Below are 26,166 nucleotides of genomic sequence, written 5' to 3'. Positions count from 1 at the left end.
GAGTGGGAACGCAATTCGGATTGTTTTCGGTGCCAAAGATCTGGGGGAGCGAAAAACGTGGGACAGGGAAAAGCAAGCGGCACGCCGCCGGAAGAGGGAAGGGGGACGGGCTGCGGCGAACCGCCGGCGGTGCCGGGAACAGACAGGGCGGCCTCCGCAGCCCGTATCCTATCGCGCCGGTATCGGGAGGCGGTCGGAGAGGAACAGGGCCATGTCCCGCATGAGGCTGCGCAGCACGTCGAGCGACGCCTCCGCGTCCAGACCGATTTCCAGCGCGTGGTTGGCCTGAGGGACAATGTGCAGCGTCACGTTTGGCCGGGTCTTGGCGAGCAGCCGGATCACCGGTTCGCTGTAATAGGGATCGCCGGTGCCGATGGCCAGAAAGACCGCCTGCGGGCAGGTGAGCAGATGGTCGGCAACCGTTTGAAGCGTCAGCAGGGGCGTAAGCAGGATGACGGCCGCCTGCGCATGCCGGGGAGAGCGGCAGACGCCGTTCACGATGGGCAGCGTGCCGATCGACTTGCCCAAAAACAATACCTGCTCGTAGTCAGAATGGTGCAGCACCCGCTCCGTGACGGCGCGGACATCCTCCTGCATCACCCGGCTGCGCTCGTCTTCCGGCAGGTTCCAAAAGACGGTGTTGTCCTTGCCGTACGCGTAGCGGACGTGCACCACGTCTGCCCCGAACCGGAGCAGCGTCATGGTGGAGAAGTGCAGGAGCGGCTTGTCAAACAGGTAGCTCGCTCCCGGGCAGACAAAGCAAACGGCGCGGCCCTGACCGCCATCCGGCCGAATCAGGGTATAGGGCACCTCCCGCTCGCCGCTGACCGGTGCGCTTCCTGTGATCGCCTGTACCATGGGAACCACCTCAGTTCATTACCGTGTTTTTCCAATCATACAGGGGCAGGACAAGCCCTGGCAAGGGGACTTGTTCCGCTCCGGATCATCGGGGTTTCGACGTGATCCGGTTTTCTCCCGGCAGGTTTATCGATCCGTCTGGCCGGGCAACACTTTGAAAAAAAGGACAGAAAGAAGGGGATTCACGATGATGAAACAGGCTTCCTTGCCAAACGGCGTTCGCCTCGCCTACACCGATGCGGGCAGCGGCGAACCGATTCTGTTGGTACATGGTTTTTGCGGCAGTTCCGCCTATTGGCAAAAAGTGATACCCGCTCTGGCCGAGCGGTTCCGCGTGATTGCGCCTGACCTGCGCGGACACGGCGGCAGTTCCGCGCCGGACGAGCCGTACACGATGGAACGGATGGCAGAGGACCTGGTCCACCTGCTGGATGCGCTGGAGGTGGAACGGGCGGCGCTGCTGGGCCACTCGCTGGGCGGTTACGTGACGCTGGCGTTTGCCGAGCGCCACGCGGACAGGCTGACCGGCTTCGGGCTCATCCACTCCACCGCGTATCCCGACGACGAACAGGGCAGGGCCAACCGCGACAAGGGCATGGAGAGCATCAGGCAGAACGGGATGGAGCCGTTCGTCAAGGCGCTCGTGCCCAAGCTGTTTGCCCCGGACAGCGCCGCGGCCCGTCCTGACGACGTGCGGCTGGCCAGGGAGATCGGCCTTGGGACCGATCCAAAGGGCGCGATCCACACGCTGCAGGGGATGAGAGACCGGCCGGACCGTCGGCACGTCCTGCAGGAAACGGGCCTGCCCGTCCTGCTCGTCGCCGGCGAACAGGACCAGATCGTGTCCCCGGCCAAGACCTTTACGGCAGACGGTCCGCACGTCCGCCAGGTGCTGCTCTCGAAAGCGGGCCACATGGGCATGCTGGAAGTCCCGGATGACCTGACGGAGGCGATTGACCAATTTATGAGAAGTTTCTGACAGAACATGGACAAATCGCAAGAAAATTTTGCTATAATCAGTAGTGCTGTCCTATCCTATCATTTTTGTTTTGGGGGGAGAAACAATCATGAAGAAAGCACGTCGCATCAGTCTGGCCGTTTTGGCCGCAGCGATCTGTTCGTCGCTGATGGCCGGGTCGGCGTTTGCCGCGCCGCTCCATCCGGTGCAGCACGTGGACTGGATGGTGAAAAAGTCCATCCTCTCGCCGGGACAAAACGGTGATCTGGCGCTGAACCGCAGCGTGACGCTGGCCGAAGCCGCCGTGGTCTTTGCCAAGCTGAAGGGAGCCAACACGGCCGCCCCGACCGGCAAAGGCACCCACTGGTCCGCCCCGTACCTGACTTGGCTGAAAAACCAGGGGGCGATTACCGAGAACGACGTCAAAAACCCGACGCAGCTTCTGTCCGCCGCCAAGCTGACGGATTTGGCGAAAAAGCTGGGCTACACGCTCAAGCTGGAAAACAAGGCGCAGGTGACCCGCGGCGAATTCTTCCAGGCGCTGGGGGACGCGGCCACCACGCACATCACCATCGCCCACACCAATGACACGCACGGACACATCCAGGAGGACAAAAACCTCAAGGAATTCGGCTTTGCCAAGATTGCCACGCTGCTGAAAGAGTGGCGCCAGGAAAACGAGAACTTCCTGCTGCTCGACGCCGGCGACACCTTCCAGGGCACCGTCTTCGTCAACCAGTTCAAGGGAGAGTCCGTCGTGCCGATTCTCAACCACCTCGGCTACAACGTGATGGCGGCGGGCAACCACGAGTTTGACTTCGGCTACGAACAGCTCCTGAAGCTGCGCGACATGCTGAAACACCCGATCATTTCCGCCAACGTGTTCAAGGCGGACGGCACGGAGCTCCTCGTGCCCACGTACAAGGCGGAGATCGGCGGCAGGAAGTTCGCGTTCGTCGGCTTTGTGGCGGAGGACACGCCGATTCTCACCCACCCGGACAACGTGAAAGGGCTGACCTTCAAGAATCCGGTGGAAGTGGCGAAGGTGGTCGTGCCGCAGTTGAAAAAGGAAGTAGATCACGTGATCGTGGTCTCCCACGTGGGGATCGACGTGGACCGCGAAATCGCGAAGAACGTGCCGGGCATCGACCTGATCGTCGGCGGCCACTCCCACACGCCGCTGAAGACGCCGGAAGTGGTGAACGGCACCTACATCGTGCAGGACTGGGAATACGGCAAGTCCCTGGGCCGTGCCGACCTGTACTACCTGGGCAAGGAACTGGTCGCGTTCAGCGGCGGGCTGAAAGAGTACGACGAGAGCGTACAGGCTGACCCGGACGTGGAGAAACTGGTGCAGGAGATCGTCAGCAAGATCGACGAAGTCATGGGCGTCGTGATCGCCAAGGCGGAAGTGGATCTGGACGGCGACCGCAGCCTCGTGCGCAAAAAGGAAACCAACGTCGGCAACCTGATCGCCGACATCATGCTGGAGCGCACGAAGTCGATCAAAGGACACGAAGCGGACGTAGCCCTGATCAACGGGGGCGGCATCCGCACCCAACTGAAAGCGGGCGACATCACGAAGAAGGACCTGTACACGCTGCTGCCGTTCCCGAACACCCTGACCGTGATCGAAGTGACCGGCGAAGAGCTGAAGAAGGCGCTGGAAAACGGCGTCAGCCAAGTGGAGGAAGGCGCAGGACGCTTCCCGCAAATCAGCGGCATGTCCTTCACCTACAACCCGAGCAAGCCGGCCGGCGAGCGGGTCGTGGAAGTGAAAGTGGGCGGCCAGCCGCTTGATCTGAAGAAAACCTACAAGGTAGCCACCAACGACTTCCTCGCGGCGGGCGGAGACGGCTACGAAACGTTCAACAAACCGGGGTTCAACACCGGCCTCACGCTCTATACCATCGTCGAAGAAGCGCTGACGAACAAAAAGACGGTAAACCCGAAGGTAGAAGGACGCATCGTGGAAGTCAACGAGTAATACGAGAAATTCGCAGCCAAAAACGCTGAAACCAAGCAGCGAGCAACAGCGAAAGCCCCCCGTCCGGACAAGCTGCCGGGCGGAGGGCTTTCCGTCGTCTTATTCGGGACGGGGGATCTCGCCGTCTTCATCCGTGACGGCAAAATTGTAGTTGACCGATCGCGTAAACGCTTCTCCCGATTCGTCCACGCCCGACACCTCAAACGACAGGTTGTAAACTCCCGGTTCGGACGGCACCTGGAACCGGACGTTCATCTCGCTGTCGCTGGCCGCATGGACGCGGAGCTGTTGCAGCGCCGTTCCCTTGCCGGAGCCGGCTCGACGCAGTGCGGCCTGCTGAAGCGAGGTCTGTTTCGCTTTTCCGCTGCGGGTCGCAAGCTGCAGCGAAGCGGTGTCGTTTTTCTTGAACACCTGCTTGTCCGCCCGCCATTTGAGGTCCACGCCTCCTTGGACGGCCGCCAGCAGGAAGTACGCGTCCCGCTCGCCGCTGATTCGCGCGGTCCACTCCCCTTTTTCCGGCTTGTCGAGCGAAAAGACGCGATGTACGGCTTTGCCGAAAATGCCGAGTTCGTCCGGCACCGCTTCCCCTTCCTCCGGCTTGTACACCTCACCCGACGGACTGATGAGTTCCACCGCCGTCGCTTTGTCGGCCACCATGATGTCGATCAGCACGTTTTCGATGCCGCCTTCCAGGGGAATGCGCTCCGTCTGCACGCCGTCCACTTCGCCGCCGCGGTAAATCGCGCCGGCAGCCTCGTCCCCGCTGCGCGCGGGTACCCGGACGGCCTGATCCGCTTCCTCGGCCAATCCAGCGTCGGCCCATTCAGCCTCGGCCGCTCCGGCTTCGCTCCATCCGGCGGAAGCCAGTTTCAGCTTGGGCCGGACCTGCTCCCAGGTCTTGGAGGCATATCGCAGCATGGAGTGGGAGAGCTTTTCCGAGCCGTTGTCCGTAAACGCCCGGATGCCGTACGGCAGACCGAACGCCGAATCGAGGGAGACGGCCCCGTCATCCGAGCCAGGGAGGACGGCATGGGCGAACCAGGTGGCGGAAAACCAGCCGTCGTCGCCGGTCGCCGCTCCCATGTACGTGGCGGCCTTGCGGGCTTCCGGCCGGCTGTCCGTCTGCTCGCGGAACTGGGCCATGTAGGAGGTTTGCAGCGAGTAGACGGCATCGTCGCGCATGCCCAGAATCTCCGCCAGCCACCACGTCCAATCGCTGTAGGCCAGGTCGGCCAGCTCCGACCCCTTGTTGGGCGTGCCCAATTGATGAACGACGTTGACATAGGGATGCGCTCCGTAATGCACCAGCGCCGCCTGCGTGTCAATGCCGCCTTTCGAATGGGCGATCACGTTGATCTGCGGGACATGGTAGTAGTCGGCCGCTTTCTTGATGACGTCCGCCAGCACGCTGCCGTTGGTCCACATGCTGCCGCCGGCGCCGTCCGCATCCGGCAGCTGGACAAAGGCGGTCCGGTATCCGGCGTTGTAGGCGGCGGTGTAATAGTCGTCATCGGCCGTCCACGTGGTGTAGTCGGAGTGAAGCCCCTGCACGAACAACAAGACCGGTTTGTCATCCGAAGCGTTGGGCGGAATCGCTCCGGTGTACCAGTCCCCCGATTTTCCGTTCGGATTGTCGTCGTGCAGCGTGGGACTGGGGGCTGCTGCGGCAGCGGTCGGCCAGGCAAGCGCAAGGGTGAGGGAAGGGGCGAGCAAGGCGGGCAGAAAACGGCGGCTCATCACGGGTTCCTCCTTTAAAAGAAAGAATTTTTGGAATAATTACCTGAATTTTACAACAATACCGACAGCTTGTCTACTGAATCCATCGAACCGGCCCAATAAAAAATGATGCAAATGGCTTGACGGAATGACGACTGCGCTTCTGCAGCTGCAGAGAGACGCAGTGATGATGAAGCACATTGTCACGATGCGCGAAACCCATTTCGCATCATGATTCAATTTTCGGGTAAACGGGGGTCCAGGCCGTTTTCTGAACAAACGTCCAAACGCGAGGCTTTCCCGGCAATCGCCCGTCGGGGTTCCTAAACAAAAAACGCTGCGTTGACGCACTTTCCCTCCATGCTGTCTACTTTTTTCGCATCAGCGTGAGAAAATGGACAAGGAAACTGATTCCCGCCAACATGTTCGCTGTAAAAGTGAGGAACGTTAGCAAGCCAATGGTTCTTGTGGGAACAATCTTGAGAAGAAAAATCACGATTGCAAAGATGATCATCAGACAGGAGCAAATGAGCCCAAGTGCATATCGTTTTTTCATCGAAGCCCTCCCGATGTCTTCACGTTTGAAGAGGGTAAGCGCCTGTTGTTTTACTGGTATACGTATGGTAAAATACAACAGTTTCATCTACTGTGTTTGTTTGGAAATGTACGGATACGCCTGTTTTCCTGTGATTGGGAATCCCGCATGTCAAAAGACCGTCAGATCAGCGTTTTCAACCACGTGAAATCTGGCGTCTTTCATTTTTGGAGCGGCGCTTGTTGGCCTACGGGGTCAACCGGATTATCCAGGAGGGATCGGATATGACGAGACGTGAGTTTATGAATGAGCTGGACAGCTTGCTGCGCGAGCTTCCGGACAAGGAGCGGCTGGACATCCTGGCCGACTACACGCAGCACTTTTTGAACGGCGTGAAGAACGGAAAAAGCGAGCAGGAGATCGCCGAAGCGCTGGGCAGTCCCAGGCTGCTCGCACGGGAGATTCTGGCCGGCTACCGGATTCACCAGGCGCAGTCCGACGCGTCCATCGGCAACATAACGCGGGCGGTAATCGCGACCGTCAGCCTCGGCTTCTTCAACCTCGTCTTTGTCCTCGGGCCGTTTCTCGCGATCATCGGCGTGTTGATCGGCCTCTACGCCGCTTCCCTGGCACTCTTGATCGCACCGGTCGGCCTGCTGTTTCCATTCGTCATCCCCGAAACGTCCGATCAGCGCTCCATCATGGTGTTTGCCGGCATCGCGTCGTTTGGGCTGGGCGGCATGATGGCGATCGGGCTGTTCCGGCTGACCGGCTGGCTGTACCGGCAATTTTTGCGCTACCTGCATTTCAATCTGCGCATGATTAGGGGGAAGTGAGATGAATCGCGTCACCAACCGACTGTTCGGCTTTTTCTTTCTCGCCTTTCTTGTGGGAGTGGGAGGGCTGGTCTGGCAGTTTCAGCAGGGGGAGCACTTCCATTTTGACATGCAGACGATCGACGAGCAGCGTACGATCGCGCAGCAGGTGAAAGGCATCGACCTGAAGACGGAGACGGCGGATGTCGTCCTCGCCGCCGCCCGGGAGACATCGATCAGCGTCCGGCTGGTCGGGGAGGCGCCCGCAGAGCGCAAGCCGACGCTGCAGACGGAGGTAACCCCTGACGGCATCCTCCGGGTCACTGTGGTGGAGCCGGATCGGATCAGCTTTTTCTTCACGCCCCGTACCCGAATGGAACTGCAGGTGACCATTCCCGCCGCCGCCTATCAGGACATGCAGGTCACCACCGCGACGGGAGACATCCGCGCCGGCGGCCTGCAGGCCAAGCGCGTGACGATCCAATCCAGCACCGGTGACGTGGAGCTGAACGGATTGGAGGGAGACCGGCTGGCGGTGAGCACCGACACGGGTGACATGGACCTGGCCGGCATCCGCGGCGAAGTCAGCATCGAAAGCGACACCGGCAACGTGGAAGATCTGGTGCTGACGGAACTGGGCGGAAATGTCGACATCACGACCGATACGGGAGACGTGGAGATCAACGTGGAGAAGAAGGCGGCAGTCCGGCTCGACCTGAAATCCGACACGGGTGACGTGGAAGCCGACTGGCCCGGGCTTTCCTACAGCGAACAGACGGATCACAGGCTGGACGGATCGAGCGGCGCCGGCGGTCCGCGCATCCTCGTTCGCACCGCGACCGGGGACATTCGCATCCGGTAGGAACTTTTTGGAAACACTATGAAACGATAACGATTTTGACACAAAAGAGGCGGGATTTGTCGAATGGTGGATGGTATCATGAGAGAGGATCATTCTTTGTACAAAGAGAGGTTTGTTCATGAGCGCAAAACCGTTTAACGATACGTTTTTGAAAGCCTGTCGCAAAGAGCCGACGGAGCACGTTCCGGTCTGGTACATGCGGCAGGCGGGGCGCTATCAGCCGGAGTACCGGGCGATTCGCGCCAAGTACAGCTTCTTCGAGATGAATTACATACCGGAAGTGTGTGCGGAAGTCACGCGTCTGCCCGTTGAGCAGTTGGGCGTCGATGCCGCCATTTTGTTCGCCGATATCATGACGCCGCTGAAGCCGATCGGGGTGGACGTCAACATCGAGTCGGGCGTCGGACCGGTCATCGCCAATCCGGTCGAAACGCTTGCCGACGTGCAGCGCCTGGGCGAACTGGACCCGGAATCGCACGTGCCGTATATTATGGAAGCGATCAAAATCCTGCGCCAGCAGCTCTCCGTACCGCTGATCGGCTTCGGCGGCGCGCCCTTCACCCTGGCCAGCTACATCATCGAGGGCGGCCCGTCGAAGCACTACCACAAGACGAAAGCGTTCATGTACACGCAGCCGGAGGCATGGCAGGCGCTGATGGACAAACTGGGAGAGATGACCATCCGCTACCTGAAGGCGCAGATTGGCGCCGGTGCGCAGGCCGTGCAGGTGTTTGACTCCTGGGTGGGCGCGCTCAATGACGAGGACTACCGCGCCTATATTGCGCCGGTGATGCACCGCATCTTCAGCGCGCTGAAAGAAACGGGCGTGCCGACGATCTACTTCGGCGTAGGCGCCGGCCACCTGCTGAAGGAGTGGGACCGCCTGCCGGTGGACGTGGTCGGTCTCGACTGGCGCACCTCCATCCGTACGGCGCGGGAGCTGGGGGTCACCAAGGCGCTGCAGGGCAACCTCGACCCGACGCTCCTGCTGGCGCCGTGGGAGATGCTGGAGGCCAAGGCGAAGGAGATTCTGGACGAGGGGACCAGGCAGCCCGGCTACATCTTCAATCTGGGACACGGCGTCTTCCCGGACGCGAAGGTGGAAACGCTGCAGAAACTGACCCGATTCATCCACAGTTACCGCCGGGACACGTAACGGGAGGTGCTCACAGATGGCGAAACGTAAACTGGGTCTCCTGCTGATGGCGTACGGAACGCCGCGCAGCCAGGACGAAATCGAACCGTACTACACCCATATCCGCCGCGGCCGCAAACCGCCGGAAGACCTGCTGAACGACCTGAAGGCGCGTTACGAAGCGGTCGGCGGGATCAACCGTTTTGCCGAAATTACGGACGAGCAGGTGCGGGCGCTGGAAGCGGAAATGAACCGCCGTCACCCCGATGTGGAATTTGTCGGCTACCTCGGCTTGAAGCACATCGCGCCGTTTATCGAGGACGCGGTGGACGCGATGCACCGCGACGGCATCGCCGAGGCGATCAGCCTGGTGCTTGCCCCCCACTACTCCAGCTACAGCGTCAAAGAGTACAACGGCCGGGCGAAAGCCCATGCGGAGAGCATCGGCGGCCCGGTGATCCACAGCATCGACAGTTGGTATGAGGAGCCGGGCTTTATCGATTACTGGGCGAATGCGATTCGCGACACGTTTGCCGCCATGCCGGAAGCGGAGCGGGAGAAGGCGGTGGTCATCTTCTCGGCCCACAGCCTGCCGGAGAAGATCCTGCAGATGGGCGACCCGTACCCGCAGCAGTTGGAGGATACGGCCAAACGGATTGCCGAGGCGGCCGGCGTCACCCACTACGCGGTGGGGTGGCAAAGCGCCGGCAGCACGCCGGAACCGTGGCTGGGGCCGGACGTGCAGGACTTGACCAGAGAGCTGCACGCGGCACATGGCTACACGTCGTTTGTTTACTGTCCGGTCGGTTTCGTCGCCGAACATTTGGAAGTCCTCTACGACAACGACATCGAGTGCAAAGCGGTGACGGAAGAACTGGGCGCCAACTACTACCGCCCGCCGATGCCCAACGCCAGACCGGCGTTTATCGCCTGTTTGGCGGATGTCGTCGGGAAGAAGCTGGCGGACTTGGGGAAATAGCGTATGAGCGACAAACACCTGCATGTGACGATCGTGGGCGGCGGCATTACGGGACTGAGCGCCGCCTACTACCTGCAAAAATGGAGCCGCGAAGAGGGCATTCCGGTCCGCTTTGCCCTGCTGGAAGAAAGCGGCCGGTTGGGCGGCAAAATCCAGACGTGGCGGCACCAGGGATTTACCATCGAGCTGGGGGCGGACTCCTTTTTGGAGCGCAAAACCAGCGCCTCCCAACTGATTGCAGACGTCGGGCTGGGCGATCAGCTTGTGCACAACCACGCCGGCCAGGCGTACATCGTCCATAAGGACCGCCTCGTTTCCATACCGGAAGGGGCGGTAATGGGCATTCCCACCAAACTGCTGCCGTTTGTCTGGACGCCGCTGGTATCGCCGCTGGGCAAACTGCGGGCCGCCGCCGATCTGGTGCTGCCGGGCGGAAAGCCGGGCGAGGACCAGTCGGTGGGTCACTTTTTCCGCCGCCGCCTCGGCGACGAGGTGATCGAAAACGTCATCGAGCCGCTCATCTCCGGCGTGTACGGCGGCGACATCGACAAGCTGAGCCTGCTCTCCACGTTTCCGCAGTATGCGCAAATGGAACAGAAGTACCGCAGCCTGATCCTGGCGATGAAAAACGCGCGGCCGCCGGCAAAGCCGGAACAGTCGAAAAAGCCGACGGGCATGTTCATGACGCTGAAGGGCGGGCTGCAGTCGCTGGCGGAGCGGATCGAGCAGCTGCTGCCGGAAGGGGCGGTGCAAAAGAATACCGGAGTGCGGCACATGGAAAAGCGGCCGGAGGGGTATGTGCTGCAGTTGAGCGACGGTCGGACGCTGCGGACGGATGCGGTGCTGCTGGCCGTGCCTCATCCGGTGGCACAAGAACTGCTGCGTCCGTACGTCGACATCCCGCCGCTCAGCGGCGCAAAGCCGACGATCATGGCCACGGTGGCGCTGGCTTACCCGGCGGAGGCGGTACCCCTGGATGTGGAGGGGACGGGCTTCGTCGTGCCGCGCAAGGCCAACTACACCATCACCGCCTGCACCTGGACGCATCGCAAGTGGCCCCATACGACGCCCGAGGGAAAAGCGCTCGTCCGCTGCTACGTCGGCAAGCCGGGCCACGAGGAGATCGTCGACCGCTCCGACGAAGAGATCGTCGACGTGGTCATTCGCGATTTGCGGCGGGTCATGAAGGTCGGCGACACGCCGGAATTTTACCGGGTCACCCGCTGGAACAGGGGACTTCCGTACATGGTCGGCCATCAGCAGTGGCTGCGCGACGTGACCGCCAAAGTGGGCGCGGCGCTTCCCGCGGTTCGGCTGGCCGGCGCCTCGTACGGCGGAGTCGGAGTGCCCGACTGCATTGACCAGGGGAAACGGGCGATTCGCGAACTGCTGGACCACTTGACTCAAAAACCGGGGAACTGACACCCCGGTTTTTTTCTGTACCCGAGACGTCATATATATGTCAAAAAACCTGACATAATGCTTGTGTTTTTGTCGTGCCCATTCGATAATGGAAGTATTGGAAATCACAGACATCGAGGAGGAAGGGGTTTCATGGAAAGCGACGTGCGGTTGACAGCGCTGCTGGAAGAACTGGCGGCCAATGCCTGGCCTGCCCATGAGCAGCAGACGCTGGGAAAGTGGCGGCTTCGCGCAACCTTCGGGACGACGAAACGGGCCAACAGCGTGTTTGCGGTGGGGCCGTTTCCGGCATGCGACGATTGGATGACGGTCGTTGAAGACTTTTATCAGCGCCGTTCGCTTCCCGCCTGCTTTTGCGTAAGCGACGCCTCTCCGGCGGAACTGGACGGCATGCTGGCGGCGAGGGGATACGAAAAAGTGGATGAATGCTATGTGATGACCGCGAAGATGTCCGACTGCATCGAGCGCGTGGATTTTGACAGCCGCTTTACCTGCCGGTTTGCCGGTGAAGCGGATGACGAATGGATCCGGGACTTCATCCGTTTCGAGCATTTTGCGCCCGCACGTCATCGTGCGTACACGCACATCTTTTCGGCGATCAGGCCGGAAAAGGCGTTCGCCAGGATCTGTGAAAACGGGGAAACCGTAGGGCTCGGCACCGTCGTGGTGGAGCGGGGGTGGGCGTCTCTCTGCAACATTGTGGTTGCGCCCGCTCACCGGCGAAGGGGCATCGGCGTCCAGCTCGTCGGATCGCTTGCCGGGTGGGCCCGCGACCATGGCGCCAGCGGCTTGTACCTCCAGGTCGTCAAAGAGAACGCGGCGGCCGTCAGCATCTACAAGAAACTCGGCTTCGTGCCTGTTTCCGGCCATCATTACCGCATCAGGCCGACGACCTGCTAGGCGGCGCACGGCCCGTCCCTCCGCCGCACGGCTATCGCTTCTTTTGTGTTCCTCCCATTTTGCAGTGCTAAACGGCTCGTCCTGTCCATATAGTATAGGGAAATGTCCTGCACTTGAAAGGAGGAGCACGAATGGCGATACAGGATGGGCTGCTTTCGTTCGCCATCAAGGAAACCATTTTCCTCTCCGCGGATCGCGCCGGGATTGGCGAATTGAAAGAGCTGGAATTGGTCCCTGATATTGAGGTGCTGGAAAACCAGTCCTTCATCTCCATAACAGGCTGCCTGCAGTTGTACGGAACATACGAGCCGGCCAGGGGCGCCTCGGAGCCCACCGAAGGCGGAGCGGAAACCCTGGTGGAGGCGGTGACGTTCGCTCCGTTTCCGCAGGCGGGAAACAGCGGAGGGCTGTTCGGTTGGGAAGCGGAAGTGAATCACCGGATTCCCCTCAACATCACGATCCCCGTCAGCCGCATTGCCGAACTGGGGGACATTTACGCGGTCGTAGACGGCTTTGATTGCCAGGTGGAAACGCCCCATCAACTACTGATCGAAGCGGAACTGAAAATCGCCGGCATCCAGTTGGCCGAGCAGGCTCAACGATCCGCCCTGCAGCCCGACTCGGCAGCGGAATCGGCAAATGACGCCGCCCTGGAGACAGATCCGGACTGGGCATCCGCCCCGCAGGTCGAACCGGCGATGCGGCCGGAGCGCGACACGGCGGAAGCGGACTTGTCCGTGCGTGCGGACGTGCAGATGGAGACGGATTCGGACATGCATCCGGACGTGGTTCCGGAGAGCCGCGCGGCGGAAGAGTGGCGGTCCGACTCGATCAGCTCGGACCAGTGGGATCGCGTGGCGCATCCAGCTTCGCTGGAAGAGCTCGAACAGAGGCTGTCCGAACTGGAGAGGGAGATGGAGCGGGAGCCTCATGCGGAGGCAGGAGAGCCGCCGGAGTTCGCGGCGATGTTTGACCGGCCTGCGTCGCCCCTGCCCTCTTCCCGGACGGATTTTGGCGATGTGACCGACCACACGGTGTACGGTGATGTGACCGCCCCATCGGTGTACGGTGACGTGACCGACGCATGGGATCAGCCGGCTTTGGAGGCTGACGAATACCGCTCGACGTCGTTTGAGCAGATTCTCCCCTGGGACGAGGTGACCCGCGCGTCCGCACGGGAGGAGTCAAGCAGGCGGGAGAGCGCCCCTGATCCCGCTGCCTCCGGATTCGCATCCTCGAAAGAGGCGGAGGTGAAAGAAACGGGCGGCGTTGAGGCCCAAGCAGAGGTGAAAGAAACGGGAATCGCCAAGACCGAAGCGGACGAATCGGGAATTGTCGAGGCCGGAGCGAAGGCGGAAGAAACGGGAGTGGTCGAGGCCGGAGCGAAGGCGGAAGAGACGGGAGTGGTCGAGGCCGGAGCGAAGGCGGAAGAGACGGGAGTGGTCGAGGCCGGAGCGAAGGCGGAAGAGACGGGAGTGGTCGAGGCCGGTGCAAAGGCGGAAGAAACGGGAATGGTCGAGGCCAAGGCGGAGGCGGAAGAGACAGACATCGTCGAAGCGCAGGCGGAGCCGGACGTTCTGGAAGCGCAGGCTGCTCCCCAGGAGGAAGAGGAGCGGGAGGTGCGTGTGGCCATCTCCGGCAAGCCGACCAAGGAAGAAGGGGAGAAACTGAACCTGACGTCCATCTTTTCCCAGGCGAGCCGCGCCCAGCAGGAAGCGCAGGCGGCCGAAAGCGCCGAGTCGTCCTCCAGTTCTTCCCGCAGGGCGGCCGCGTTCGAGCCGGACAGTACGACGCTGGAAGCGATGCACAACCTCACCTCGTTCATCCGCAGCAAACAGGAGCGGTACAGCCAGATGAAACTGTGCATCATTCAGCGCAACGATACGCTGGAGTCCATTTCCCAGCGGTACTCCCTGCCCATCTCCCGGATCCTGGAAGTGAACAAGTTGAACGCGGACCAGGTTGTGGAGGGGCAAATTTTGTACATTCCAGTGTGAGGAGCGGGGAACCGTGGAGAAAATCGACCTTTCCGAGATTTGTCGGCGCTATCGGGCGAGGGTAATCCACATGACGCCGCTGGAGGACTGCTATCTGCTGGAGACGAACCGGGGCACCAAGGAACTGCGCATTTGGCCGCGTGTGGACGTGATGCGCTGGTCGTTTGCCTGGCGGGAGAGGATGGCCCGGCAGGGGTTTCGCGAACTGGAACGGTTCATCCGCACGCGGGATGCCAAACCGTATCTGGTGACGGCCAGCCGCGGCATTACCCTGACGGACCATCTGCGCCACATCGAACCGGTGCCGACGGATCACGAGACCGTCCGCCAATGCGGCCGGATCGTCGGCATGATGCACGCGGCCCAGCGGGAGAGCGGCCTGTTTCCCGCCGTCGACTTCTGGCGCCAGGAACAGCTTCAGGCAGTGGCCGAGTCGAGGCGGGCACGGGAATTGTGGGAAGCGGTGCGTGCCAAGTACAAGCGGGCGGAGGGGGAACGGCGGCGGGTGGCCGAATTGTTTCCCCTTGTGCTCCAGCGTTTGCAGCGCAGCGCCGACCTTTTGGCCAGCACGCGGATCGAGCCGGCCGCGCTGTCCGTCTCGCACGGCGAGCTGCACCGGGACAACTGGGGCATGATCAACGGCAAGCTTTACCTGCGCGGCTTTTTCCAGCCGACGCTGTCCGTTCAGCAGCGGGATGTGGCCGTCTTTTTGCGGGATCTGTACCTGACGCACGAAGACGAAGATCAAGTAGATGCCTTTCTCGACGGATACGAGGAGGCAAAACCGCTCAGTTACGGCGACTACACGCTGATGCTGGCGTTTCTGGCGTCGCCTCTGGAATTGTGGAAACAAATGGAAATCTACGTGGGGGATGATGGTCAGCCGGAAGGGGCCTCGGCTGCGGAGATCGAGCAGGCCCTTGTCCGACAACAAGCCGTCGACGGTTTGCTGCGGCGCGTGGCTGAGCGGGCCGAGGGAGCAAGGGGTGAGTCGGCGCATGAGCCGCTTTGACGATATTTTTCCGCTGTTTCGTGAATACGACATGTACGCCCAGACCGTCGATGTGCTGAAACCCCCCAACGTGTACAAGGCGTTGACCCCTTACGGATCGTTTGTCTGCAAGCGGACGCGGATCTCTTCGCAGAAGCTGCTGCTCGTCAGCGGCGTATTGCGCCATCTGCAGCAGCGGGGATGGGACGGAGCCGTGCCGTATTTTTACACGAAATACGACGAGCCTTACGTCCGGCAGGGAGAGACCACGTATTACCTGACCGCCTGGCTGCCCGGAGGCGAACAGTGGGCGGATCAGCCGCTGGCCTGGGCGACGCCGACCGTGGAGCGATTGGCCGAGCTGCACCATTTGACGCAAAACTTCCGGTTTGACGATCCCCGGAAGGTGGAGCCGCTGATCGACTCTCTCCTGAACCGCTGGCAGCATCTGCTGGCACATGCGGAGAAGGCGGCCGATCTGGCCCGTGAGCGCCTGTATCCGTCGCCGTTTGACGTGGTCTTTCTGGCCAATCAGGCGTACCTGTCCGAGCTGGCAAAGACGGCGATCGCCCGTCTCCGGGAGTGGCGGGAACGGCACCAGACGCACGCCCATTTCCGCTTGTCCCTCATCCACGGCTTCCCCCATCCGGCCCACATCATGCCCGACCGTTCGGGAAAGGGGAAGCTGCTGAACTTTGACCGCGCCCTCTTTGACACGCCCACCCGTGACCTGACCCTGTTCTACCGTGCCTATTTTCACCAGGCGGGCGACGAGGCGGGAGCGAGCCAACTGTTTCATCACTACGCCAACATCTTTCCGCTCCGGCCGGAAGAAATCGACTTGCTCGCCGTCTTCCTCACCTACCCGGAGAGGGTGATGCGGGATGTCGAGATTTACTACGGCGGCACGCGGGATTGGAGCGAGCTGTACGCCGTCAAGCGGCTGGAAAAAGACATGGACCGGCTGATGCGGCTCAACCGCTGGATCCAGCAGGCCTTTTAACAAGCAGCGTCTCACCGTGTGGGGCGTTGTTTTTTTGCCCGGCTGTCTTCCAGCCGCCTACAGCCAGCCGAGGGAAATGGCCACGTACAAGAGCGCCAGGATGGCCAGCAGGACGACGTCAAACGATGTGGGAACGATCACCGTGCGGATGAACTGAAAGACGATCAGCGGCAGCAGAATCTGCTTGCAGCCGTACTTGATCCGCAGATAGGCGGGGTGGTATTTCCAGCGGCTGTTCATCGGAATCACCTCGTTTCAGCATATGCGGAAAGCATACGGCCAGTGCCTTGCGCCAAACGCGCCGCCTGCCGGGCGAAAAACAGGTTTGGACGCGGGAGAGAGCGGGAAGGTAAAATGAAAAAAGTCTGATAGGTTTGCGAAAAAAGGGGATCCGCGATGATCTGGGAAGCTCTGCTTTACACGCTGGGCACGGGCGCGGGCGCATATATGGTGTGCTTGTCCCGCCGGCCGGCTGGCGTAAAGCGTTGGGATGACGCTGCGTTTTTGCAGGGATGGGGACTGATCGCCTGGGGAGCCGGCCACCTGCTGGCTTTCATCCCGGCCGCGTGGGTCCGGATGATCAGCCTGTCCTTGTGCTTGTGCTTTTCGCTCCTTTTTCTGCTGGCGCTGCACGCCTTGTTTGCCCCGTTCCTCTGCCACGAGCGGTGGAAGACGGTGCTGGACGCGATGACGCTGTGCGCCATGTTGGGCACATCTGCCGTCTGCCTGCTGCTCATGCCGGACATGGCCCGCCACTTGGCCGCCCAGATGGCGCTGCAAAGCGGGTTCCTGCTGCTGCTCCCGACCGTCTCCCTGGCTCTCGCCAATCGGCGGATGGCGGATGCGGCCCGAGAGGAACGGCAGCGCCTGCTTGCGGCCACCCTGCTGTTCACGGCTTTGGCGGCGGCGGTGCCCTTTTTGCCTCCGGCTCTGCTGTTCGGAGCGGGGGCGGCTTCGCTCGGATTTCTCTGCCGGTCGCACCAGCGGCGTGAGCGCGGCCGTGAACGGTCGCTGGCGAGCGACGACTGCACCCATTCGTACGAAAGGCTGACATTTTCTCTCCATGATGCCGCCATGGTGGCGGTGCTGCTGGCGGGAACCGTGGTCGCAGCCGTAACCGTCGCCGGCATTCCGCGCCTCAGTCTGATCGGCATGGGCCTGGGGGCTCTGGTCGCGCTGGCGAGGCTGGCGCTGACGATCCGGGCCAACCGGATCTTGATGGGACGTGCCTTTTGGCATGTGGGCAGCCTGGAGCGGAAGTTTGCGGAGCAGCTGGAGCAGATTCGGCGGAAAAACGCCCAGATGGCGCAGCTTCTGCAGTTGAAGCAGCGCTACGAACAGCTCCTGATTGTCAGCAACGAGCAAAGCATGAGGGAAGTGAGCTACGAAAACCTGCAGCAGGTGATCGAGGAACTGGTGGACGCCTGGTACGTCAAAATGGGCACGCTTTTGTACCTGCGGCTGTCGCTGGAGTCGGCGGATGGCGTCGTCTATTACGAGAGCGTCCGGGGCAATCCGGACCATCCGCACATTCGGCATACGGTGGCGGAGCAGATCGTCGTCGACGAACAGCGGGATTCGCCGCTTGCGCCCCGCTACGTGGTGGTGCTGGCCAAGACTGCGGCCGAAGAGGCGGACGAGAGGGAGATGGAGCACCCCTTTTTCCAACTGCTCGCGGTCAACGTGCGGGGGCTGGTCCTGCGCTGTCTGCACGAAAACCAGTCGCTTGAACTGCGCCTGATGGAGCAGGAGATGGAGCTGGCGCGGAGAATTCAACTGCTGCTGATCCCCGAGGAACGGATGGTGCTGCCGCGCCTGCAGGCAAAAGCGGTCTATCTGCCGGTTGCCTACGTGGGCGGGGATTACGTGGATTACGTCCGGATTGACCAGCGCTACACCTGCTTTGTCGTGGCGGACGCATCGGGACACGGCCTGCCGGCCAGCCTGATGGCCAACGGCATTCGCAGCGCGCTGCGGGCCGTGATCCAGACGTGCTGGGAGCCCGATCTGATTCTCGACAGGCTGAACAAACTGCTGTATGCGGATTTGAGCAAAACGCGCTCGTTCATCACGATGCTGATCGCGGTGTACGACGCGGTTGCCCACAAGCTCTTTCTCAGCCGGGCGGGCCATCCCCAGCCGGTTTACCTGTCGGCGAGCAGGGTCGGCCTGCTCCCCTGCGCCGGGGGCTTGGGCCTGGGGATGTCGCCCGACAGCCGCTACGTCCGGGAGGAAATGCCGATTGCCGAAGACGGCATGCTGCTCGTCTACACCGACGGCCTGCCGGACCTGAAGCAGCACGATTCGAACCGCTATCCCGACAAGTGGCGCCGGGAATTGTCCGCGCTGTGGGACGAATGCCGGACATCGCCCGAAGACCGCATCGCCCTGGTGGAAAAGCGCGTCTGGGAACTGACCCGGGCCGGGCAGCAAACGGATGACATATCCTTGTTGATCCTTCAGTTTCAATCGGCTGCGAAGAAAGAGGGGGAAGGAGCATGATACTGTGTGAGCGGTGTCCCGACGATCCCGCCTGCCGCAACTGCCTGAACGAACTGCGGGCGGGTCGCTCGGCGCAAAAGGTGCTGCCGCCCCGGCAGGTTCGTCTGACGCTTTTGGCGGACGGCGTGGAGGCCGTCGCGGAGCTGCGCGCGGTCAGCCGGACGGCAGTGGGGCTGTACTGTCCCGGGCAGCCGCTGCAGGGCCGGATCGAGGTGGAACTGGCCGCCGACTTCCGGATTATCGGCAGCGTGGTCCAGGGGATCCGCAACGTGCCGTATTACGTGCTGGATATTGAAAAGGTGCTGCGCCGGGACGAGGTGCTGGAGCGGCTGCTCCTGGAGGAGTTTCACAGTTGGCATCTGAGCGGGGAGCTGGACCCGGCCGCGCTGTTGAAAAGCATGCGGGAGCGGGACGACGAGCGGAGCCGGATGATCAAGCAGGAACTGCAGAAGCTCTCCATCCTGCGCCAGTTGGAGGCGATCTACCTCTACCTGGTGGAAGACGGCCACCTGCGGCCGCTCGGGACGGCTCGGGTGGACGAGCCGCTGGAGCGGGAGATGCGCCGCCTGGCGGCACGGGCGGCGGACGGCGGAGCCGCGCTCAGGGAACAGGTGGTGGCGCCGGACGGGAGCCGTGTCTACGAGCTGTACGCGTCTCCCCTGCCGGACCGGACGTGCGGCCTCGCCCTGATCGACATCACGGCGGCCATCGCCGAGGAGCGGCGGCGGCAGAAAAAAGAGTGGGACTTGTACAAGCAGGTGCTGGCGGCGGTGACCGGCGACAAGCTGGTCCTTTTGACCGACGAGGAACTGTTTGCGCTGATCAGGGAGGGGCAGATGCTGGCCGCCATTGACGTGCGGGCTCCGGAGGATTTGGGCAGGCTGCGGCGCGAGTGCAGACGGGTGCTGGAGCCGCTCGGAATGGCGGACAAGCGGCTCATGCAGTACATCGTGGCGCTGAACGAAGCGGCCAGCAATACGCTGAAGCACGGCAGCGGCGGAACGGTCACCCTCTACCGGGCGAATGGGGATGTGTGCCGCGCCGTCGTCCATGACCAGGGGGGCGGCATCGACCTCGAAGAACTGCCGCGGGCGACGCTGATCCAGGGCTATTCCACCCGCGAATCGCTGGGAGTCGGGTTTCACGTCATGCTGCGGTGCTGCGACCGGCTCTTGATCGGCAGCTCGCCGGCGGGCACGAAACTGGTCTTGGAGTGCCGCGTCCAACCTGTGTGAATGTTTGGAAAATGGACAGAAGGGTAACAATGTAAGCAGAGGAGCCGTCAGTACCGTTGACGTGATGAGAAAATCAAGGAGAGGAGTTTGCGCATGGAATACCGGGCAATGGAAGCGGACGGACAGGCCGCGCTGTTTTTCGCCGGAGAACTGGACATGGCCGTAGGGGACAAAGTGGGGCGGCTGCTGCGCGAATACGGGGAGCGGAATCAACAGGTGACGGTTGATTTTCGTGACGTGACGTTTGTCGATTCATCGGGGATCTGCAGCCTGTTTTTCACCACCAAGGACCTGCTTGCGGCGGGCAAACAAGTGGAAATTGTCAACGTGCGGGAAGAGATTTTGGACATCCTGGAACTGCTGGGGTTTGCGGAGGCGCTCGGCATTGGCGTCAAAAAAGCGTAGGAGGCCGGGTTTGACGGGCCGTGCGCAGTTTGTATATAATAACGTAGGATCAACAACGCCACAGTGAACAAGCGATGAACGGGAAGAGTAGGCCAGGACGCCTTGGCAGAGAGGGAGAATCATCTGCTGCGAGATTCTCTAAGGCAGGGAATGGCCGAAGGTCGCCCGGGAGTTGTTTCGGTGAAGCGGCGCCGCTTAGCCGAAACCGGTCAACAGCCGTTATGTGTCAGAGGGAACGCACGTCCCCGCCTGTTTTCCGGGAGGTCGTGCGTTAACAAAGGTGGTACCGCGAAACAATCCTTTCGTCCTTTGGATGAAAGGCTTTTTTTATTTTCCGAAGGAGGCTGTGCTATGTCGACACAACCGACGCAAGACATCGACCATCTGCTGCCGAAGAACTACGATCCGAAGGCGGCGGAAAGCAAATGGTATCCGTACTGGATCGAAAAGCAGTTTTTCAAGGCGGAGCGTGATCCGGACAAACGCCCGTTCACGATCGTCATCCCGCCGCCGAACGTGACGGGCAAGCTTCACCTGGGGCACGCCCTGGACACGACCCTGCAGGACATCATCACCCGCGCCAAACGGATGCAGGGCTACAGCACGCTGTTCCTGCCGGGGATGGACCACGCCGGGATCGCCACCCAGGCCCGCGTGGAGGCCAACCTGCGCGAACAGGGCATATCCCGCCACGATCTGGGACGGGAGAAGTTTCTGGAGAAAGTCTGGGAGTGGAAGCACATCTACGCCCAACACATCCGCGACCAGTGGGAAAAGCTGGGGCTGGCGCTGGACTATTCGCGCGAGCGCTTCACCATGGACGAAGGGCTCTCCCGGGCGGTTCGCGAGGTGTTCGTCCGCCTCTACGAAAAAGGCCTGATCTACCGCGGCAACCGCATCATCAACTGGGACCCGGTCGCCCGCACGGCCCTCTCCGACATCGAGGTAATCTACAAAGAGGTGAAGGGCGCACTGCACCACATGCGCTACCCGCTGGCTGACGGCAGCGGCTACATCGAAGTGGCGACCACCCGTCCGGAGACGATGCTGGGCGATACCGCCGTCGCCGTTCATCCGGATGACGAACGATACAAGCACCTGATCGGCAAAACGGTGATCCTGCCGATCGTCGGCCGGGAAATTCCGATCGTGGCCGACGACTACGTCGACCCCGCATTTGGTTCCGGCGCCGTGAAAATCACGCCGGCCCACGATCCGAACGACTTTGAGATCGGCCTGCGACACAACCTGCCGCAGATCGTGGTCATGGACGAAACCGGCACGATGAACGAAAACGCCGGCCGCTATCAGGGACTCGACCGCTTCGAGTGCCGCAAGCAGATCATCAAGGACCTGACCGAGCAGGGTGTCATGTTCAAGATCGAGGAGCACATCCACCAGGTGGGCCACAGCGAGCGGAGCGACGCCGTCGTGGAGCCGTACCTGTCGACGCAGTGGTTCGTCAAGATGCAGCCGCTGGCCGACGCCGCCGTCGCCAACGCGTACAGCGAGAACAGCGTCAAATTCGTGCCGGAACGCTTCAAGACCAACTACCTGCGCTGGATCGAAAACATCCGCGACTGGTGCATTTCCCGCCAGCTCTGGTGGGGTCACCGGATTCCGGCCTGGTACTGTCAGGACTGCGGCGAGACGATCGTGTCCCGCGACGATGTGACCGAGTGCCCGCACTGCCACAGCCACACGCTGGAGCAGGATCCGGACGTGCTCGACACCTGGTTCTCGTCCGCTCTCTGGCCGTTCTCCACGCTGGGCTGGCCGGAAGAGACCGAGGACATGAAGTACTTCTATCCGACCAACGTGCTGGTCACCGGCTATGACATCATCTTCTTCTGGGTCGCCCGGATGATTTTCAGCGGCCTGGAGTTTACCGGGCAAAATCCGTTTGAGACCGTGCTGATCCACGGCATCATCCGCGACTCCGAAGGGCGCAAGATGTCCAAGTCGCTGGGCAACGGCGTCGACCCGATGGAAGTCATCGAAAAATACGGGGCCGACGCGCTCCGCTTCACGCTGGCGACGGGCAACTCGCCGGGCAACGACCAGCGCTTCTACTGGGAGAAAGTGGAGGCGAACCGCAACTTCGCCAACAAGATCTGGAACGCCTCCCGCTTTGCCCTGATGAACATGGCCGGCTTCCGCTACGAGGACATCGATCTGACTGGCGAGCTGTCCACGCCGGACAAGTGGATCCTCTCCCGTCTGCAGGCCACCATCGCCGACGTGACCCGTCTGATGGACGCGTTTGAGTTTGGCGAAGCGGGCCGGGTGCTGTACAACTTCATCTGGGACGATCTCTGCGACTGGTACATCGAGATGGCCAAACTGCCGCTCTACGGCAGCGACGAGGCGGCGAAGAAGACGACCCAGTCCGTGCTCGTCACCGTGCTGGATCAGACGCTGCGCCTCCTGCATCCGTACATGCCGTTCATCACCGAGGAAATCTGGCAGGCGCTGCCGCACCAGGGCGAGAGCATCACGGTGGCGGCGTGGCCGACCGTCAACGAACAGTGGATCTTCCCGGACGCCGAGGCGGAGATGAACCTGCTCATGGAAGTAATCCGCAGCGTGCGCAACATCCGCGCCGAGGTCAACGTGCCGATGTCCAAAAAGATCGAGCTCTTGATCAAACCGGGCGACGCCGTTGCGCTGGAACGCCTGAAGCGGGGCGAAGAGTACATCGTCCGCTTCTGCAATCCCGAACGCCTGGAGATCAGCGAGCAGTTGGCGACGCCGGACAAGGCGATGTCCGCCGTAGTGACGGGCGCTGAACTGTTCCTGCCGCTGTCCGGCCTCATCGATCTCGACCAGGAGATCAAGCGCCTGGAAAAAGAGCTGGCGACGCTGCACAAGGAAGTGGAGCGGATCGAGAACAAGCTGAACAACCCGGGCTTCATGGCCAAAGCCCCGGCAAAAGTGATCGACGAAGAAAAGGCCAAACTGGCCGATTACATGGAGAAGCGGGACAAAGTGATTGCCCGCCTGGCGGAACTGAAAGGCGAATGAACCGCCGTCCTTTCGCATATTTTTGAGAATGGAGCAATGCGGTATGAACGAAAACCGTTTGGAAGGATACAGAGAAACGCTTGACTGGCTGCACGGGCTGCTGAGATTCGGGCAGAAGCCGGGCCTGGAGAGGATGCGGTGGATGCTGGAGGAACTGGATCATCCCGAGCGCAGGCTGGCGTTTGTCCACGTTGCCGGCACGAACGGGAAAGGCTCCACCTGCGCCTATTTGACGCAGATGCTGCTGGAAGCCGGTTACAGCGTGGGCACGTTCACCTCTCCGTATCTGCTCGATTTTCGCGAGCGGATTCGGTTCAACGGCGTCATGATTCCGGAGGATGACCTGGTGGCGGTGGCCAACGAAGTGAAGCCGCTCGTGGAGCGCTGCGCGGCGGAAACGGCCTACGGTTCGCCCACGGAGTTTGAGGTGATCACCCTGATCGCCATCCTCTACTTCGCCAAGATTGCCAGACCCGCCGTTGTCGTGTGGGAAGCGGGATTGGGGGGACGGCTCGACTCCACCAACGTCGTCTATCCGCTCGTTTCCGTCATTACCAACATCGGCATGGATCACACGGATGTCCTCGGAGACACCCTGGAGGAGATTGCCCGGGAAAAAGCGGGGATCATCAAACCGGGTGTGCCCGTGGTTACCGGCGAACGGCGGCCGGAGGTGCTCGCCGTTTTCCGGGAACACGCCGAGAAAACACGCAGCACGCTGTACACAATCGGTCATCACTTTGACGTTGAGCAGCAGGAGGAGCGGATGGGCGAGCAGCTCATCCGCTACCGCAGCCTGCACCGCCGGCACGAGGCCGATTACCGGCTGGCCATGAACGGCCCCCATCAGGCGGAAAACGCCGCCGTTGCCCTGATGACGATCGACGTGCTGCGCAACTTCTTCTCCTTTTTGCTGGAAGACGAAGAAATTGCCCGCGGTCTGCAACAAACGCGCTGGCCAGGACGTCTAGAAGTCGTCTCGTCAAGACCGATGGTCGTGTTGGACGGGGCACACAACCGGGAGGGAATAGAAGCGCTCGTGAGCAGTCTGGAGCGGTTGGTGACGGCCGACACCCGGCTGCACCTGCTGTTTGCCGGACTGGCGGATAAGCCGCTCGCTCGGATGGCGGAGGCGCTCAAACCGCTGCAAGGGCGTGTGAAGACCATTCACCTTGCGACGTTTGACTTTCCTCGCGCCGCCGGGAGCCGGCAGTTGTACGATGCGTTTTGCTCGGGAGGATGGCAGGCGGAAAGCCTCGAGTCCGTTTCCGACTGGCAAGCGTTTCTTTCTTCTTGGGTGAAGGACAGCCGGAGGACAAACGGCGACGATTGGTTGGTTGTCTGCGGTTCGCTCTACTTCATCGCCCAAGTTCGCGCTTTCTTTCCCACTACAGTAGAAGAGGCAGGTGAATAGGGTGGATCAGGCCCAACGCGTCCACTTTGTGGGCATTGGCGGATATGGCATGAGTGCCATCGCCCGCGTCTTGATCGACCTTGGCTACAAGGTAACCGGCTCAGATGTCGCAATGAACGACCTGGCCAAAAAACTGGTGGAACGGGGAGCCGTCGTGCATATCGGCCACGACGCCAAACATGTCGAAGGCAGCGATCTGGTCGTATATTCCACCAGTATTCCAAAGGATAACCCGGAAGTCGTCGCGGCGCAGGCGAGAGGCATTCCCGTGCTGCACCGCTCCCAGATGCTGGCCCGCATTCTCAACGAGCGGACGGGCGTGGCCGTTGCGGGCGCGCACGGCAAGACGACGACGACTTCGATGATCGCCCACGTTCTGGAAGAGTGCGGGGTGGACCCGACGTTTATCATCGGCGGAGAACTGCTGAACGCGGGAACCAACGCGAAAGCGGGCAAAAGCGATTTCGTCGTCGCGGAAGCGGACGAGAGCGACGGTTCCTTTCTGGAGTACCGGCCCGTGTACGAAATCGTCACCAACATCGAGCCCGACCACCTGGAACATTTTGGCGGCGATTTCAACAATCTGAAGCGGGCGTACGCGCAGTTCCTCAGTCACTTGAAACCGGGCGGAAAAGCGATCCTGTGCCTGGACGATCCGCATGTCCGGGAGATGATGGCAGCCGTATCCGAGACCGTCATCACGTACGCCATCCACCCGTCGTTTGCGGATCAGGCGGAGTTCAGCGCACGGTCGATCGTCTGCGGCGACCGCCGCACCCACTGCGAGGTGTACCGCCGCGGGACGCTGCTCGGTGAGCTGACGCTTCACGTACCGGGCAAGCACAACGTCGCCAACGCGCTGGCGGCCATCATCGTCTGCCTGGAAGCCGGGCTGAACTTCGCCGAGATTGCGGAGGCGCTGGCCTCGTTCAGAGGGGCGAAACGGCGGTTCCAGATTATCGGAGAGGCGCGTGACATTCTCGTGGTGGACGACTACGCCCACCATCCGACGGAGATCATCGCCACGCTGAACGGCGCCCGGGCGTCGGGCAGGCGCGTGATCGCCGTCTTTCAGCCGCAGCGATACACCCGCACGTATTTTCTCATGGATGAGTTCAGCCGGGCGTTCAAAGAAGCGGACGAGGTGATCGTCACCGACATCTACTCCCCGGCAGGCGAGGCCAAAATCGAAGGGGTGACCGCCGAAGCGCTGGTGGAAAAGATCCGCACCAACAGCCACCCGCGCGCGCAGTACATCCCGACGAAAGAGCAGGTGCAGGAGCATCTGGTCAACGCGCTGCGGCCAGGCGACATGGTCTTGACCATGGGCGCCGGCGACATTTGGAAATCCGCCTACTGGCTGGTGGAAAAACTGGTCAAGTAGCGGCATGCACATGCTGGCGAAAAACGCCCGGACGACGACGGTCC

General features: G+C 61.5%; 20 protein-coding genes and 1 other annotated feature. Of the genes, 17 read left to right on the top strand and 3 right to left on the bottom strand.

The features are described 5' to 3' along the window. Positions 1-168 precede the first annotated feature (168 nt). Positions 169-858 (bottom strand): alpha/beta hydrolase, encoded by a 690-nt coding sequence (locus FOI68_RS09290; protein ID WP_143862928.1) that lies wholly within the window; start codon positions 856-858, stop codon positions 169-171. A 187-nt stretch (positions 859-1,045) separates the two neighbouring features. Here FOI68_RS09290 and FOI68_RS09285 point away from each other — a divergent pair, with 187 nt between their 5' ends. Continuing rightward, the gene (locus tag FOI68_RS09285) at positions 1,046-1,837 is read left to right on the top strand and encodes an alpha/beta fold hydrolase (protein ID WP_143862927.1); all 792 of its coding nucleotides are present in this window, start codon (positions 1,046-1,048) and stop codon (positions 1,835-1,837) included. Positions 1,838-1,925: 88 nt separating this feature from the next. Further along, positions 1,926-3,803 (top strand): bifunctional metallophosphatase/5'-nucleotidase, encoded by a 1,878-nt coding sequence (locus FOI68_RS09280; RefSeq protein ID WP_143862926.1) that lies wholly within the window; start codon positions 1,926-1,928, stop codon positions 3,801-3,803. A gap of 99 nt (positions 3,804-3,902) precedes the next feature. On the opposite strand, the gene FOI68_RS09275 is transcribed toward FOI68_RS09280, so the two are convergent. Continuing rightward, the gene (locus FOI68_RS09275; protein WP_143862925.1) at positions 3,903-5,540 is read right to left on the bottom strand and encodes an esterase/lipase family protein; all 1,638 of its coding nucleotides are present in this window, start codon (positions 5,538-5,540) and stop codon (positions 3,903-3,905) included. A gap of 798 nt (positions 5,541-6,338) precedes the next feature. Here FOI68_RS09275 and FOI68_RS09270 point away from each other — a divergent pair. The 9 genes from FOI68_RS09270 (at position 6,339) to FOI68_RS09230 (ending at position 16,158) form a co-directional block, all read left to right on the top strand. After that, the gene (locus FOI68_RS09270) at positions 6,339-6,890 is read left to right on the top strand and encodes an HAAS signaling domain-containing protein (protein WP_143862924.1); all 552 of its coding nucleotides are present in this window, start codon (positions 6,339-6,341) and stop codon (positions 6,888-6,890) included. A gap of 1 nt (position 6,891) precedes the next feature. Then, entirely contained in the window at positions 6,892-7,731 is an 840-nt protein-coding gene (locus tag FOI68_RS09265) for a DUF4097 family beta strand repeat-containing protein (RefSeq protein ID WP_143862923.1), read from the top strand. 118 nt (positions 7,732-7,849) lie between these two features. Beyond that, positions 7,850-8,887 (top strand): uroporphyrinogen decarboxylase, encoded by a 1,038-nt coding sequence (gene hemE, locus FOI68_RS09260; protein ID WP_029097502.1) that lies wholly within the window; start codon positions 7,850-7,852, stop codon positions 8,885-8,887. A gap of 16 nt (positions 8,888-8,903) precedes the next feature. Continuing rightward, positions 8,904-9,845: a ferrochelatase gene (gene hemH, locus FOI68_RS09255; RefSeq protein WP_143862922.1), complete on the top strand. Its 942-nt coding sequence runs from the start codon at positions 8,904-8,906 to the stop codon at positions 9,843-9,845. 3 nt (positions 9,846-9,848) lie between these two features. Next, positions 9,849-11,267: a protoporphyrinogen oxidase gene (gene hemY / locus FOI68_RS09250; protein WP_143862921.1), complete on the top strand. Its 1,419-nt coding sequence runs from the start codon at positions 9,849-9,851 to the stop codon at positions 11,265-11,267. 132 nt (positions 11,268-11,399) lie between these two features. Then, positions 11,400-12,167 (top strand): GNAT family N-acetyltransferase, encoded by a 768-nt coding sequence (locus FOI68_RS09245; RefSeq protein WP_044899574.1) that lies wholly within the window; start codon positions 11,400-11,402, stop codon positions 12,165-12,167. 131 nt (positions 12,168-12,298) lie between these two features. Then, entirely contained in the window at positions 12,299-14,164 is a 1,866-nt protein-coding gene (locus tag FOI68_RS23930; RefSeq protein WP_255433415.1) for a LysM peptidoglycan-binding domain-containing protein, read from the top strand. A 13-nt stretch (positions 14,165-14,177) separates the two neighbouring features. After that, a complete protein-coding gene (locus FOI68_RS09235; RefSeq protein WP_065068127.1) occupies positions 14,178-15,176 on the top strand; it encodes an aminoglycoside phosphotransferase family protein in 999 nt (332 codons plus the stop codon). Further along, on the top strand, positions 15,163-16,158 hold the full coding sequence (locus FOI68_RS09230) for a protein kinase family protein (RefSeq protein ID WP_143862950.1): 996 nt from the start codon (positions 15,163-15,165) through the stop codon (positions 16,156-16,158). The genes FOI68_RS09235 and FOI68_RS09230 overlap by 14 nt, the downstream gene beginning before the upstream one ends. A gap of 57 nt (positions 16,159-16,215) precedes the next feature. Here the strand turns inward: FOI68_RS09230 and FOI68_RS09225 are convergent, their stop codons facing one another. After that, positions 16,216-16,398 (bottom strand): hypothetical protein, encoded by a 183-nt coding sequence (locus FOI68_RS09225; protein ID WP_029097496.1) that lies wholly within the window; start codon positions 16,396-16,398, stop codon positions 16,216-16,218. 156 nt (positions 16,399-16,554) lie between these two features. Here FOI68_RS09225 and FOI68_RS23925 point away from each other — a divergent pair, with 156 nt between their 5' ends. From FOI68_RS23925 to murC, 6 genes are all read left to right on the top strand, one after another. Then, positions 16,555-18,660, top strand: coding sequence for a PP2C family protein-serine/threonine phosphatase (locus tag FOI68_RS23925; RefSeq protein ID WP_255433414.1), 2,106 nt, complete (start codon positions 16,555-16,557; stop codon positions 18,658-18,660). Further along, entirely contained in the window at positions 18,657-19,895 is a 1,239-nt protein-coding gene (locus FOI68_RS09215; protein ID WP_035300276.1) for an ATP-binding protein, read from the top strand. The genes FOI68_RS23925 and FOI68_RS09215 overlap by 4 nt, the downstream gene beginning before the upstream one ends. A 93-nt stretch (positions 19,896-19,988) precedes the next feature. Next, positions 19,989-20,300 (top strand): STAS domain-containing protein, encoded by a 312-nt coding sequence (locus FOI68_RS09210; protein WP_029097493.1) that lies wholly within the window; start codon positions 19,989-19,991, stop codon positions 20,298-20,300. 65 nt (positions 20,301-20,365) lie between these two features. Continuing rightward, positions 20,366-20,613 (top strand) — a binding site (T-box leader). A gap of 38 nt (positions 20,614-20,651) precedes the next feature. After that, positions 20,652-23,324, top strand: coding sequence for a valine--tRNA ligase (locus FOI68_RS09205; protein ID WP_143862920.1), 2,673 nt, complete (start codon positions 20,652-20,654; stop codon positions 23,322-23,324). Between the two features lie 43 nt (positions 23,325-23,367). Next, complete coding sequence (locus FOI68_RS09200) at positions 23,368-24,738, top strand: bifunctional folylpolyglutamate synthase/dihydrofolate synthase (RefSeq protein WP_143862919.1); 1,371 nt, start codon at positions 23,368-23,370, stop codon at positions 24,736-24,738. Position 24,739: 1 nt separating this feature from the next. Next, the gene (gene murC / locus FOI68_RS09195) at positions 24,740-26,122 is read left to right on the top strand and encodes a UDP-N-acetylmuramate--L-alanine ligase (RefSeq protein WP_143862948.1); all 1,383 of its coding nucleotides are present in this window, start codon (positions 24,740-24,742) and stop codon (positions 26,120-26,122) included. The last annotated feature ends 44 nt before the right edge of the window (positions 26,123-26,166 follow it).

Origin of the sequence: Brevibacillus sp. LEMMJ03, assembly GCF_007197875.1 — a bacterium.
GTDB lineage: Bacteria > Bacillota > Bacilli > Brevibacillales > Brevibacillaceae > Brevibacillus > Brevibacillus thermoruber.
This window is presented reverse-complemented; position numbering and strand designations above follow the sequence as displayed.

Excerpts from the sequence above, each read along its gene's own strand:
- FOI68_RS09290 (WP_143862928.1), bottom strand. The coding sequence starts at position 858 with ATGGTACAGGCGATCACAGGAAGCGCACCGGTCAGCGGCGAGCGGGAG.
- FOI68_RS09285 (WP_143862927.1), top strand. The coding sequence starts at position 1,046 with ATGATGAAACAGGCTTCCTTGCCAAACGGCGTTCGCCTCGCCTACACC.
- FOI68_RS09280 (WP_143862926.1), top strand. The coding sequence starts at position 1,926 with ATGAAGAAAGCACGTCGCATCAGTCTGGCCGTTTTGGCCGCAGCGATC.
- FOI68_RS09275 (WP_143862925.1), bottom strand. The coding sequence starts at position 5,540 with ATGAGCCGCCGTTTTCTGCCCGCCTTGCTCGCCCCTTCCCTCACCCTT.
- FOI68_RS09270 (WP_143862924.1), top strand. The coding sequence starts at position 6,339 with ATGACGAGACGTGAGTTTATGAATGAGCTGGACAGCTTGCTGCGCGAG.
- FOI68_RS09265 (WP_143862923.1), top strand. The coding sequence starts at position 6,892 with ATGAATCGCGTCACCAACCGACTGTTCGGCTTTTTCTTTCTCGCCTTT.
- hemE (WP_029097502.1), top strand. The coding sequence starts at position 7,850 with ATGAGCGCAAAACCGTTTAACGATACGTTTTTGAAAGCCTGTCGCAAA.
- hemH (WP_143862922.1), top strand. The coding sequence starts at position 8,904 with ATGGCGAAACGTAAACTGGGTCTCCTGCTGATGGCGTACGGAACGCCG.
- hemY (WP_143862921.1), top strand. The coding sequence starts at position 9,849 with ATGAGCGACAAACACCTGCATGTGACGATCGTGGGCGGCGGCATTACG.
- FOI68_RS09245 (WP_044899574.1), top strand. The coding sequence starts at position 11,400 with ATGGAAAGCGACGTGCGGTTGACAGCGCTGCTGGAAGAACTGGCGGCC.
- FOI68_RS23930 (WP_255433415.1), top strand. The coding sequence starts at position 12,299 with ATGGCGATACAGGATGGGCTGCTTTCGTTCGCCATCAAGGAAACCATT.
- FOI68_RS09230 (WP_143862950.1), top strand. The coding sequence starts at position 15,163 with ATGAGCCGCTTTGACGATATTTTTCCGCTGTTTCGTGAATACGACATG.
- FOI68_RS09225 (WP_029097496.1), bottom strand. The coding sequence starts at position 16,398 with ATGAACAGCCGCTGGAAATACCACCCCGCCTATCTGCGGATCAAGTAC.
- FOI68_RS23925 (WP_255433414.1), top strand. The coding sequence starts at position 16,555 with ATGATCTGGGAAGCTCTGCTTTACACGCTGGGCACGGGCGCGGGCGCA.
- FOI68_RS09215 (WP_035300276.1), top strand. The coding sequence starts at position 18,657 with ATGATACTGTGTGAGCGGTGTCCCGACGATCCCGCCTGCCGCAACTGC.
- FOI68_RS09210 (WP_029097493.1), top strand. The coding sequence starts at position 19,989 with ATGGAATACCGGGCAATGGAAGCGGACGGACAGGCCGCGCTGTTTTTC.
- FOI68_RS09205 (WP_143862920.1), top strand. The coding sequence starts at position 20,652 with ATGTCGACACAACCGACGCAAGACATCGACCATCTGCTGCCGAAGAAC.
- FOI68_RS09200 (WP_143862919.1), top strand. The coding sequence starts at position 23,368 with ATGAACGAAAACCGTTTGGAAGGATACAGAGAAACGCTTGACTGGCTG.